Annotated in this window: 12 protein-coding genes; 5 read left to right on the top strand and 7 right to left on the bottom strand. The window is 70.2% G+C overall.

The window, feature by feature from the left end; translation table 11 throughout:
* Window positions 1-4 precede the first annotated feature (4 nt).
* From RIM90_RS02525 to RIM90_RS02555, 7 genes are all read right to left on the bottom strand, one after another.
* Window positions 5-1,153 (bottom strand): acyl-CoA dehydrogenase family protein, encoded by a 1,149-nt coding sequence (locus RIM90_RS02525; protein ID WP_309058840.1) that lies wholly within the window; start codon window positions 1,151-1,153, stop codon window positions 5-7.
* A complete protein-coding gene (locus tag RIM90_RS02530) occupies window positions 1,150-2,190 on the bottom strand; it encodes an acyl-CoA dehydrogenase family protein (RefSeq protein ID WP_309058841.1) in 1,041 nt (346 codons plus the stop codon). Before RIM90_RS02530 ends, RIM90_RS02525 begins: the two co-directional genes overlap by 4 nt.
* Window positions 2,191-2,192: 2 nt before the next feature.
* Window positions 2,193-2,993 (bottom strand): enoyl-CoA hydratase/isomerase family protein, encoded by an 801-nt coding sequence (locus RIM90_RS02535; protein WP_309058842.1) that lies wholly within the window; start codon window positions 2,991-2,993, stop codon window positions 2,193-2,195.
* Window positions 2,994-3,118: 125 nt separating this feature from the next.
* A complete protein-coding gene (locus tag RIM90_RS02540) occupies window positions 3,119-3,886 on the bottom strand; it encodes an FCD domain-containing protein (protein ID WP_309058843.1) in 768 nt (255 codons plus the stop codon).
* A gap of 66 nt (window positions 3,887-3,952) precedes the next feature.
* Entirely contained in the window at window positions 3,953-4,720 is a 768-nt protein-coding gene (locus tag RIM90_RS02545; protein WP_309058844.1) for an SDR family NAD(P)-dependent oxidoreductase, read from the bottom strand.
* Window positions 4,721-4,751: 31 nt separating this feature from the next.
* Window positions 4,752-5,918, bottom strand: coding sequence for an acyl-CoA dehydrogenase family protein (locus RIM90_RS02550; RefSeq protein WP_309058845.1), 1,167 nt, complete (start codon window positions 5,916-5,918; stop codon window positions 4,752-4,754).
* Between the two features lie 169 nt (window positions 5,919-6,087).
* The gene (locus RIM90_RS02555) at window positions 6,088-6,906 is read right to left on the bottom strand and encodes a TetR/AcrR family transcriptional regulator (protein ID WP_309058846.1); all 819 of its coding nucleotides are present in this window, start codon (window positions 6,904-6,906) and stop codon (window positions 6,088-6,090) included.
* 164 nt (window positions 6,907-7,070) lie between these two features.
* Between RIM90_RS02555 and RIM90_RS02560 the strand changes: the two genes are divergently transcribed.
* From RIM90_RS02560 to RIM90_RS02580, 5 genes are all read left to right on the top strand, one after another.
* Entirely contained in the window at window positions 7,071-7,925 is an 855-nt protein-coding gene (locus RIM90_RS02560; RefSeq protein WP_309058847.1) for an acyl-CoA dehydrogenase family protein, read from the top strand.
* Window positions 7,922-9,079, top strand: coding sequence for an acyl-CoA dehydrogenase family protein (locus RIM90_RS02565; protein ID WP_309058848.1), 1,158 nt, complete (start codon window positions 7,922-7,924; stop codon window positions 9,077-9,079). The genes RIM90_RS02560 and RIM90_RS02565 overlap by 4 nt, the downstream gene beginning before the upstream one ends.
* Before the next feature lie 10 nt (window positions 9,080-9,089).
* Complete coding sequence (locus tag RIM90_RS02570; protein WP_309058849.1) at window positions 9,090-9,881, top strand: enoyl-CoA hydratase; 792 nt, start codon at window positions 9,090-9,092, stop codon at window positions 9,879-9,881.
* Between the two features lie 717 nt (window positions 9,882-10,598).
* The gene (locus tag RIM90_RS02575) at window positions 10,599-11,018 is read left to right on the top strand and encodes a hypothetical protein (protein ID WP_309058850.1); all 420 of its coding nucleotides are present in this window, start codon (window positions 10,599-10,601) and stop codon (window positions 11,016-11,018) included.
* A 54-nt stretch (window positions 11,019-11,072) separates the two neighbouring features.
* Window positions 11,073-11,759, top strand: a complete 687-nt coding sequence (locus RIM90_RS02580; protein ID WP_309058851.1) for a hypothetical protein — start codon at window positions 11,073-11,075, stop codon at window positions 11,757-11,759.
* The last annotated feature ends 341 nt before the right edge of the window (window positions 11,760-12,100 follow it).

Consider the following 12,100-nt stretch of genomic DNA (forward strand, 5'->3'; position numbering starts at 1 on the left):
CCGTTCAGCCGCGGCCGTCGGCCGGCAGACGCAGCAGGCGTTTGGCGATGATGTTCCGCTGGATCTGGGACGTCCCGCCGTAGACGGACGCGGCCCTGGAGTAGAGGTAGTCGCCGAAGACCTCCCCGCCCTCCCCGTGCAGTTCCTCGGGGAAGACCTTCAGCGCCGTCTCGTACAGCCGCTGCTCGGCACGGGTCATCAGCAGTTTGTCGACGGAGGACTCCGGGCCCGCGGCCCGGCCGGCCAGGCGTTCGGCGGTGCGGCGGCGGGAGTGGGCCACCAGGACCCGGTAGTCGACGACGCACCGGCCGATGTCCGACAGCAGCCCGTCGGCGAGGGTGCCGCGGCGCTCGTGGGCCCGGCGCCGCAGCCGCTCGATCAGCAGCCCGTACTTGGACAGGTGGCCGGTGTCCAGGGCGTTGCGCTCGTACGCCACGGTCGTCATCGCCAGTGCCCACCCGTCACCCTCGGCGCCGATGCGCTCGGACTCCGCCAGACGGACGTCGTCGAGGAACAGTTCGCAGAACTCGTCGTCACCGTTGGCCGCGCGCAGCGGCCGCACAGTCACCCCTGGACGGTCCAGGGGCAGCACGAACGCCGATATCGAGGTGTGTGGGGGCGTGGTGGGGCCGGTGCGGGCCAGCAACAGGCACAGACCGGAGTATTGGGCGTAACTGGTCCATAACTTCTGGCCGTTGATAATGTAGTGGCCGTCCGCGCCGCGATCGGCTCGGGTGCTCATCCCGGCCAGGTCCGAGCCGGCGCCCGGCTCGCTGAAGCCCTGGCACCAGACGTCGTCGCCCGCGAGCATGCGCGGCAGCAACCGGCGGCGCTGCTCCTCGGAACCGAACTCCAGCAGGGCGTGGGCCAGATACCCGATGCGCGGGACTCCCGGCGCGCCCCGTGCTCCCAGCTCGTCGCTGACCACGACCTGGTGCAGGGAGGTCAGTCCGCGTCCGCCGTACTCCCGCGGCACGTCGAGACCGACCCAGCCGCCGGAGTGCAGCATGCGGTGCCAGCGGTGCAGGAAGACCGGGACCGGCTCGTCCGCGCCGCGAGCGGGGAGCGGGTGGTCGGCGAGCCAGGCGCGGAAGTCGCGACGCAGGCGTTCCAGGTCGGCCGGGTCGCCGAAGTCCAGGGGGAGGTCGGTCATCGCGTCTTCTCCGGTTCGGCCGTCGCGGAAGCCGGATGCCCGGCCGTGCCGGACCGGTCTCCGTCCGGGGCGGCGGCGAGGGGATCGGCCAGAACGGGCAGCAGGTCGGCCGTGGTCGCGAGCAGGCCGGCCCCCACGAGGACCCGGCGCAGGTACAGATGGGCGACGTGCTCCCAGGTCTGGGCGATGCCGCCGAACACCTGCATCCCCGCGTACACCGCCTCGACCGCCGAGGTGTTCACCTCCGCCTTGGCCACCCGGGCCGCCGCCAGCGCCCGGTCCGGCGGCTCGTGGTCCAGACACCAGGCGGCGTACCGGGTGGCACTGGCGCACGCCTCGACCAGGACCGTGGCGTCGGCGAGCAGATGCTGCACCGCCTGGAAGGACCCGATCAGCCGTCCGTACTGGCGGCGGTCACGGGCGTAGTCCGTGCTCAGTTCCACGAAGGCACCCGCCGCGCCGACCAGTTCGGCGGCCACGACGACCAGGGCGTACGACTGCCAGCGCTGCCCGTCCTTGAAGCCGAGGCGTCCGACGACCTCCCCGTCACCGTCGTCGGAGACCGTGCGCACGGCGCGCAGCAGGTCGGCCGTCCGTGTGGGCGGGCCCAGGGCGATCCGCCGCACGGTCCCGTCGGGGGCGACGTGCAGTGCGCAGTCGGCCGCGTCGCAGTCCCAGGCGACCAGAGGGGAAGCGGACCGTTGCGGGAAGCGCAGGTCGTGGGCGAGGGCGATCGTCGGGCGGGACGCGGTGACCGTGATCCCGAGCAGGCGCAGCAATTCCGGGGCGAGGAGGGCCGTCCCGAGCAGGGACGTCGTCAGCGGCTGCCTGCCGTGTTCCTCGGCGAGCAGCGCGCACTCCTGCGCCGTCGCGGCGGGCGGGGAGGCGAGGCGCAGTTCCGCGAGGCCCAGCTCGTCCAGCGCCTTCTGCGCGGCCGTGCGGGTCTGCGGCTCGATCTCGTCGGCGGACCCGACGCGGTAGCGGGTCGCGAACGTCCGCAGCATGTCGCGGACCAGGGTGAACTCCTCGGCCTCCACGCTCAGTCCTCCTCGGGGACGGCCGGGCGGCGGTGTGCCCGGGAGGCCAGCTCGTTGACGATCCGGATGTGGTCCGGGCTGGTCATCGTGGACCGCTCGGCCAGCAGGGCCGCCTCCATGGCACCCCGTGACACCTGCTCCACCATCGTGGCCAGCGCCGCCTTGGTGGCGCGCAGCGCCTCCGCGGGCTGGGCGGCCAGCCGGTGGGCGAGCGCGAGGGCCTCGTCCATCAGGTCGGCGGGCGCGACGCTCCTGTTGGCCAGCCCCCGTTCGACCGCCGTGGCGGCCGGGATCCGGTCGCCGGTGAACAGGTACTCCTTGACCCGCAGCAGACTCGTCAGCAGCGGCCACAGCGTCACCCCGCCGTCACCGGCCACCAGACCGACCGACACATGGGGGTCGGCGAGATAGGCGTCCTCGGCCATCAGGACCAGGTCGCACCCCAGGGCCAGGCTGCATCCCAGGCCCACCGCGGGACCGTTGACCGCCGCGACCACGGGGAGCGGGAAACGCATCATCTCCGTCTGGATGGTCCGGTCGAGCCGGATCGAGCGCTCCCGCAGTTCCGGGTCGTCGTGGTGGCGGAGCAGGTGGTCGAAGTCGCCGCCGGCGCTGAACGCCCGTCCGGCTCCGGTCAGGACCACCGCCCGGGCCTTGCTGTCCTCCGCCAATTCCCCCCACACCTCGGACAACCGGCGGTGCAGTTCCTCCGACACACCGTTGAGGCGCTCAGGCCGGTTCAGTGTGACGACGCGGACGTCGCCGTCGGCGGTCACGGTCAGGACGGGGCTCACGTCGCTCATGCGGCGATGGTATTAAAGGTCAGACCGATATTGTCAATGGTGTTACCTTAAAACGAGAATATCGTTCTCGCATAGGTAGGGACTCACGTGGCCCGCCTTCCGGACAGGAGGACCCCGATCGGTGGTCAGTCTTCGGCTCCGGGAAGGTCCAGCAGCTCCCGCTCGTCCACCTCGGCAGCGGCGCGCGCGAAGCCGCACACATGACGGCTCATCCGCCGGTGAGCCGCCTCCGCGTCACCGGACCGGATCGCCTCCGTGATCCGGGCATGGGCACGCGCGGTGAGCCGACGGATGCGGACGTCCATGAACTGCGCAAGGTCGGTGGAGGCGTGGATCGACTCGGAGAGGGCGCTCAGAAAACCGATGAGCAGCTCGTTGCTGCCCGCCCTGGCCACGGCGTTGTGCCACTGGATGTTGGCACGCAGAAACCGCGGCACGTCGTCACCCGCCCCGACCAGATCCGCGTGGGCGGCGTCCAGGTCCGCCAGGTCCCGCTCGGTGCGCCGCCGGGCCGCGAGCGCCGCGCAGGCCGGCTCGATCGCCTCCCGCGTCTCGTGCAGCGCCTCCAGCCGGATCCGCTGCCCCCGGATCACCAACCGCACCGTACTGGCCAGGGACTCGCGCCCCGGCCGGTGCACGAAGGCCCCGCCTCCGCGCCCCGGCCGGATCTCGACCAGCCGCTCGACCTCCAGGATGCGCAGCGCCTCTCGCACCGTCGCCCGGCTCAGCCCCGTCTGCTCCACGAGCTGTCGCTCCGGCGGCAGCGCCGTGCCCTCGCCGAACTCCCCGGACAGAATGCGCTCGCGCACTTCGGCCGCCAGCACGTCCGACGCCTTCGGCACGGTGAGTGTCTCGAAACGCGGAGTGGGCGGGGTGGAATCGGCGCTGGACACGGTGCGGGCCTCTCGTCGGGCGTCCCTTTTCGGCTGAACCATTCAACACAGCCGGAAAGGGGCCTGTCACATGACCATCCCACCGTCCACCGGCAGAACCTGGCCAGTGACGAACGAGGCGGCGTCCGAGGCGAGGAACACGAACGCCCCCGCCACCTCCTCCGGTTCGGCCCATCTGCCCAGCGGGATGCGGGCGAGCATGCGCTCCGCGAACTTGGGGTCGGTGCGGATGGTCTCCGTCATCGGGGTCGCGGCCAGCGGCGCCAGGGCGTTGACCAGGATGCGCTTGCGCGCCAGCTCCCGGGCGAGCGACTTGGTGAGGCCGATGATGCCCGCCTTGGCGGCCGAGTAGTTCACCTGGCCGAGGGTGCCGGTCAGGCCGGCCGAGGAGGTGACGTTGATGACGCGTCCCGTCCCGTCCGTCGGCAGGAACGGCAGGGCCGCCTGCGTGCAGTGGAAGGCGCCCATCACATGGACGTCGATCAGCCGCCGGACGGACTCCTCCCGGAGCTTGTCGAACATCGCCGGAGCCGTGACCCCGGCGTTGTTGACGAGGATGTGCAGTCTTCCGCCCGCGAGCGCGGCGGCCCGGGACGCCGCGCTGTCGGCGGCGGACCGGTCCGTCACGTCGAGGGCCGTGCTGTCGGCCCTCAGCCCGGCGGCGGAGAGCTTGCCGGCCACGGCCGCCGCCGCCTCGCCGTCCACGTCGGTGACGAGCACCGCGGCCCCGGCGCGGGCCAGTGCTCCCGCCACCGCGGAGCCGATCCCGCCGGCGGCTCCGGTCACGAGCGCCGAGCGCCCCGTGAGGTCGAACAGTTCCGTACGGTCGGTCATCCCTGAGCTCCTCATCGTCGGTACGGAAGATTCAGTAGCTGCGCGGCAGGCCCAGGGCGTGCGACCCCAGGTAGTTCAGGACCATCTCCTGGCTGACCGGGGCGATCCGCATCAGCCGGGCCTCGCGGAAGAAACGGGCCACGGGGTACTCCTCGGAGTAGCCCATCCCGCCGTGGGTCTGCAGGGCGCGGTCGGCGGCGGTGAACCCGGCGTCGGCGCACAGGTACTTGGCGGTGTTGGCCTCCCGTCCGCAGGGCCGGCCGTTGTCGTACAGCCAGGTCGCCTTGCGCAGTACCAGTTCCGCCGCGTCGAGCCGGGCGAGCGAGTCGGCGAGCGGGAACTGGATGCCCTGGTTCATGCCGATGGGGCGGCCGAACACCTCACGGTCGCGGCCGTAGGCCACCGCCCGGTCCAGTGCCACCCGGCCGATGCCCAGCGCCTCGGCGGCGATCAGCATCCGCTCGGGGTTGAGGCCGTCGAGCAGGTAGCGGAACCCCTGGCCCTCCTCGCCGACCCGGTCCCGGACGGGGACCCGCAACTCGTCGATGAACAGCTCGTTCGAGGTGACGGCGTTGCGCCCCATCTTCGGGATCGGGCGGATGTCCACGTGGTCGCGGTCGAGGTCGGTGAGGAACAGCGTCATGCCGTCCGTCGGCTTCGCGACCTCGTCGCGCCGCGACGTACGGGTCAGCAGCAGGATCTTCTCCGACTCCACCGCCTTGGAGATCCACACCTTGCGGCCGCTGACGACGTAGTGGTCGCCGTTCCGCCGGGCGTACGTCGTGATGCTCGTCGTGTCCAGGCCGGCGCCGGGCTCGGTCACCCCGAAGCAGACGTGCAGGTCGCCGTCCGCGATGCGGGGGAGCGTGCGGCGCTTCAGTTCCTCGGATCCGTGCACCACGACCGGGTGCATGCCGAAGATGGACAGGTGGATGGCGCTGGCGGCGTTCATCCCGCCCCCGGAGCGGGCCACCTCCTCCAGGAGGAGCGTGGCCTCGGTGATGCCGAGGCCGTGACCGCCGTACTCCTCCGGGATCGTGATGCCGAGCCAGCCGCCGCCGGCGACGGCGTCGTAGAACTCGTCGGGGAAGGCGTGGTCGCGATCCTTCTCCATCCAGTACCGGTCGTCGAAGTCGCGCAGGAGACCGGCCACGGCCTTGCGTATCGTCTCCTGGTCCTCGGTCAGCTCGAAATCCACGGCGGGGAACCCCTCTGCCGGTTGCTGATGTGTGAAACATATCAAAGGTCAGACCAAAAGAGACGTCAACTGCCCGAGAAACATGACGTAGTTGCGGTGGGCCGGGGCCAGCCGTCGGATGGGAAGGGTCCGCGCGGACGCGGACCCTTCGACTCGGACGACTGCGGTGTCAGGCCGTGCCGCCGGCAGCGTCCCTGGCGGTGGCGGACTTCTTGGCGGCGGTCCTCTTCGTCGTCGCCTTCTTGGCGGCCGTGGTCTTCCTGGCGGTCGTGGTCTTCTTGGGTCCGGTGGTCCCGGCCGTGTTCTCGGCGGCGTCCCGGACCGTCCCGGTGATGCCGCCCAGGCAGAACTCCCACACGTCCTCCGCGCCGATCCGGGAAGGCTGTGCGCCGACCGGGGCCGCGGGCGCCTGGGCCGTGAACATCGCCGTCTGCATGATCAGCGAGGCGGTGCGGCGGGGGCGGGGGGCGACGGCCAGGCCGGCCTCGACCGCGCCCTCCACCAGCTCCGTGAACAGGGTGAGCAGCGGCACGTGGGCGGTGGCCACCTGGTCGGGGTGGCTCACCAGCAGCTGGACGGCGAAGTCGGTGAAGAGCGGGGACTGCTGCCCCTCACGGGGTGTGGAAGCCTCGTACAGCAGGTCCACCGCCACCTTGAGCCGCTCCAGCGGATCCGCCACGGCCGAGATCTTCTCCCGCATCTCGGTGGCCGACCTCGACAGCGCGTCCTCGAAGAGGGCGAGCAGCAGCTCGTGCTTGCCGTCGAAGTGCTGGTAGAAGCTGCGCAGCGACTGACGGGACCGCTCCACGATCTCCTGCACCGTGAAGTCGGTGGTGCCCTTGTCGGCGATCAGTTCCTGCGCCGCGTCCAGGAAGCGTTGCACGCGCTGCTCGGCGCGCAGCTTCGCGGCCCGGGTGGATCGCTCGACGGCGCGTTGCCGCCACGCGGGCTCAGGGGACTCGACCGGTTCGGCGGGGACGACACTCATGGCAGAACGGTACTCCACACATGTGAAAAGAGGTGGCACTCCCCCTGCCGAATCGCGCTCCGCGTGAAACGAGACTCTTACTTCCTCTTAGCGAGAATGTTATTCTCGCCGCGCATGGTGCCGCAGAGGATGCCACCAGAACCTCGGGAGAGCGGAGGCCGGACATGGAGTTCGAACTCGACGAGGAGCAGCGGATGCTGCGCCGAACGGTGCGCGAGACGGTCGCCAAGGTGCGGCCGCAGCCCGAGGACCGGCAATGGGAGACCTATCGGGACCTGGGCTGGCTGGAGGCACCGCCGCTGGAGCTGGTCCTCATCCTGGAGGAGCTGGGGTACGTGGCCGATCCGACCCCGTTCCTGGCCACCGCCACCTGGTTCGCGCCGCTGGCCGGACGGCTGCCCGAGGGCAGCGGCACGGCCGTCTTCGACGGCACCGGCCACTATGTCCTCGACGCCGACCGAGCCGACGAGATCGCGCTGCTCACCCCGGACGGTGTCACCGTCGTGTCCGGAGCGAGCCTCGGCGCCGAGCGCGTCGACGTTCTCGACCCGCACCTGCACGTGGCGCACGTCGACGCGGGCGCTCTGGCGGTCGGCGTCCCCGATCTCGCCCTGGTCGGTCTCGCGGCCACCGGGGTCGGAGCCTGCCGCCGCATCCTCGATCTGGTCCTCGCGCACGTGAAACAGCGCACGCAGTTCGGCCGGCCGCTCGGCTCGTTCCAGGCCGTCAAGCACAAGGCGGCCGACATGCACGTGGCCGTGGAACGGGCCCGCGCCCTCACCCACTTCGCCGCGCTCACGATCGCCGAGGACGACCCGCGCCGGAGCCGGGCCGCCCACATGGCCAAGGCGGCGGCGGGGGAGTGCCAGCGCCTGGTCTTCCGGCACGGCCTGCAGCTGTTCGGTGCCATGGGCTTCACCTGGGAGAACGAACTGCAACTGCACCTGAAGCGGGCCCAGGCCTGCGACCTCCTGCTCGGTACCGCGTCCGCCCACAGGAAGGCCCTGCTGGCCGTATGAAGCTCGCCGACGACCCCGAGGTGGAGGAGTTCCGCGCTCGGTTCTCCGCCTTCCTCGACGCACACCTGCCCACGGAGGCGGAGGCCCGCGAACGCCCCCGCTCCAGCGCCCACGTCCCCGACTGGGCCCGCCGCTGGCAGCGCGCCCTCTTCGAGAACGGCTGGCTGCTGCCAGGCCGGCCACCCGAGTACGGGGGAAGGAACGCCACCCTGCCCCAACAGCTCGCCCACCTCGAGGAGCTGGCCCACCGCCGGATCTACCACAGCTTCAACCCGCAGGGACTTGGCATCATCGCCGCCTCCCTGCTCACCTTCGGCACCGACGAGCAGAAGCGGCGCTGGGCAGTGCCGATCCTGCGCGCCGAGATCACCGCCGCGCTCGGCATGAGCGAACCCGAGGCGGGCTCCGACCTGGCCTCGTTGCGCACCCGGGCCGTCCTCGCCGGGGACACCTTCACGGTGAACGGGCAGAAGATCTGGACGTCCGGCGCCCACGACGCCGACGTGCTCCTCACCTTCGTGCGCACCGACCCCGACGCTCCCAAGCACAAAGGGCTCAGCGCGCTGCTGATCCCGACCGCCTCCGACGGCGTCGTGTGCCGGCCTTTCGGGTCGATCGCCGCCGAGGACGACCACGACTTCAACGAGGTGTTCCTCACCGACGTCCGCGTGCCGCGGGAGAACCTGGTCGGCCCGCTCGGCGAGGGCTGGCGCGTGGCCAACGGCTCCCTCGGCCACGAACGCACCCTGCTGTGGCTGTCGTACGCCGAACGCCTCCAGGACCTGGTGCGCGACGCCGCGGACGCCGGCACCGGCCAGGAGTGGTACGCCACCCTCCTCATGGACCTGACGGCCCTCAGACTCCTCGGTTACCGCCAGCTGGGTCCCGACCGGAACCCCGCAGAGATCTCCGTGCTCAAACTGCTCGGCTCCGAGGCCGTGCAGGCCGCCTCCCTGCACGCCCTGGAGGCGCACGGCGCCGACGCACTGCCGCACCCCGCCCGCACCGGCCCGTACCACCACATGAACAACGAGGACTTCGTCTCCAGCTGGTTCGAGCGGTACGCGCGCAGCTTCGCCGGCACCATCGCCGGCGGCACCAGCGAGATCCAGCGCAACATCATCGCCGAGCGCATCCTCGGCCTACCGCGTTAGGACGCCGGTCATGGACCAGATCCTGTACGAAGCCGAAGACGGCGTCGCCGTCATCACGCTGAACCGCCCCGAGGCCGCCAACGCCCAGACCATGGCCCTCCTCGACGAGCTGGACGCGGCCTGGACCCGCGCGGCCCGGGACGAGGAGGTCCGCGTGGTCGTCCTGCGGGCCAACGGGCGGCACTTCTCCGCCGGACACGACCTGAAGGACCGCTGGCCGGGACCGGACGAGATCACCCTGGAGTGGATCTACAACGCCGAGACGCGCCGTTACCTCGAATACTCGCTGAAGTGGCGCAACATCCCCAAGCCCACCATCGCCGCCGTCCAGGGCAAGTGCATCGCCGCCGGACTGATGCTCTGCTGGCCGTGCGATCTGATCGTGGCCGCCGAGAACGCCGAGTTCTCCGACCCGGTGGTGCACATGGGGATCGGCGGGGTCGAGTACCACGGCCACACCTGGGAGCTGGGCCCGCGCAAGGCCAAGGAGATCCTGTTCACCGGCCGCCCGCTCACCGCCCACGAGGCCGAGCGGGTGGGCATGGTCAACAAGGTCGTTCCACTGGACGAACTGGACGGATCGGCACGTGAACTTGCGGCGCGGATAGCGAGGATGCCGTCCTTCGGTCTGCGCCAGGCCAAGCGGGCGGTCAACCAGACCCTGGACGTCCAGGGCTTCTACGCCGCGCTCCAGGCCGTCTTCGACGTCCACCAGACCGGGCACGGCAACGCGCTCAGTGTGAACGGTTTTCCCATCCTGACCCGTCTGGAGGACATGAAGCAGCGGATCGAGCAGGGCTGAGAACCATATCCGCAGAGGAGGGACCCGTGACGGCTGGCAACGCAACGGCTTTTGCTGTGACCGGTGGCCAGGCTGGTCGTTGGCGTGGCCACCGCTGTGGACCCTGCTGATGTCAATCCGTGGGCAAACGAACAGGACGTGCCGCACAAACAGTTCGTGCTGCGGTTCAGCAGGGAAGAACCGCGTGGAGCGAAAGAACACTGGACGCTGACCGAGGAGATCGGGCATGCGGGGCCCGAGTGCCCCTCAGGAAGCCGTGTACGTCGCGGTGCAGTCGCTTGTACCACCGTGACGGCGGCAGGCAGCGATGCGTGCGTACTGCCCCCCACGCAGGATGGCGCACCGCCTCGGAACGCTCCTTGACCCGGACCACGCCATACCTCGCAGGCGTATCACCGAGGTGGATCCCCATCATGGGGGCCGCGGCCTCGTTGCCTTCGTGCTCAATGGACAGGAGGTCGTGGACCGGCCGCCCCGAGAGGACGGCGCACCCGATGTTTTCGCGCACACGGTCTCCTGTGACTGGATCGCGAACCGGCCGACCGAAGGTCACCCTCCGATGACGCCGCAGCCTTCGTTCGGTAGGAATGAGTCCGAGAGAGCAGCATTGCCTTTTTAGAGAATGTAATTCTTGTCAAATGAAACAAGAGGTGTATCCTTAAGGAGATCCTGATGTCCGTACGAAGAGCTGCCACCGGCTCGCGTCGCTAGTGGCGCGTGCTGGCCTTGCTGGCGGCGGTGTTACTCACGTGTACCGCCTGGCAGCCGACGACGGCCGGCACTCGGAGGGTCCTTTCACCGCCCCCACCGCCGAGCCCTGAACGGATCGACGTCGAGCGGTTACCGCTGCCGCCCACCACGCCTTCGGACGGCGAAGGGGCCTGCACGAAGGCCGTGAACCCGCGCGGCACCGGCTGTATCGGCTCCGACTGGAACGCTCTGCAGGGCGGCGGATTCACCACGGACGGCCGCCATGTCATGGCCCTGGTCGAGTTCGTCGGCGCCCCCGCAGCCTCCGATCCCGCCTCGGTCCACCGGGATAAACAGCTCATCCTGATCAGGGCCGACGGGACGGCGTTCCCGAGCGGCGATCCCTGGAAGTGCGTGACCTGCGGAAGCGACGTGAAGGACGGATAGTTCCCTGGCACCGGCTGGGAGCACCCGGAGGCCTTCGCAGACGGCAGGCGTGTGATGGTGGGCACCACCGTGATCAGCTGCGGCCGGTACCGAATCGTCAGTCACGCCTGCACTCCTGACGACATCCGCGCCTACCCGATCCGCTGGAACGTGCGGGCCGACGGCTCGGGCGAGACCGGCTCGATGCGCGAGCTGCGTCTGCACCCCGACGGCAAGCACATCGGCTTCAGCAGTGTCACAATGACCGGCAATCGGTTTGACCAGTACAGCTACCTCGCGCGGCTCAAGTTCAACCCGACACCGAAGACCGGCAGCCCCTGCGTCCCCCGTTACGACCTGACCGCGGTCACCCGGCTCTTCGACTCCGCCGAGAATGAGCAGCCCGTCCAGACCAAGGAGGGCAGACGAGGATCCCCGGACCGCCTGGTGATCGAATCCGAGGTTCCCTCTGTCGGCGAGCTGCGCGGCTTCTCCGCCGACGGCCGGGAGGTCACCTACATCGGCTACCCCAGCGAGTCGTCCAGCATCGATGTATACGCCGCTGACCTGAGGACCGGAAAGGTACGTCGGCTAACGGCGCACCCCGAGTACACCGACCCGGTCACCCTTTCTCCGGACAACCAGTGGACCGCCGCACTCGATACACGCGGCTCGGACAGACAGATGTTCCTGGCCGGTATGCGCGGCGTCCCACCCCTACTGACTTCGGCTCGTCAGGGTGGGCTTCGGCGAATTTCCTGATGGGCTGGGGGTGGTGGCTGTATTCCGTGAGGTGTGTGGGGGAGGGTGGGCTGACCGCTGCGGGACGTCGGTGCCGGGAGACGGTGCGGATGCCGGCGGCCGAGCTGTTCGAGCAGGAGATCAAGCCGCTGGAGGTGGCACGGCGCCTGCGGGTGAGTGAGAAGCCGGCCTGTCAGCGGCACCGGTTGCGGCGGGACGGTGGCCGTGCAGGCTCTGGTCTCGCGTGGCCCGAGCGGTTCACGGTGCCGTCTGCCGCCGCGTTGTCCGGAGAAATCGGCGGTATATCCCGAGGGAGGGGCGGCCGCGCACGGCTGAGTGGAGGACCAGGTGTGGACGGCGGC

It is taken from the genome of Streptomyces sp., assembly GCF_031181555.1.
Lineage (GTDB): Bacteria > Actinomycetota > Actinomycetes > Streptomycetales > Streptomycetaceae > Streptomyces > Streptomyces fimbriatus.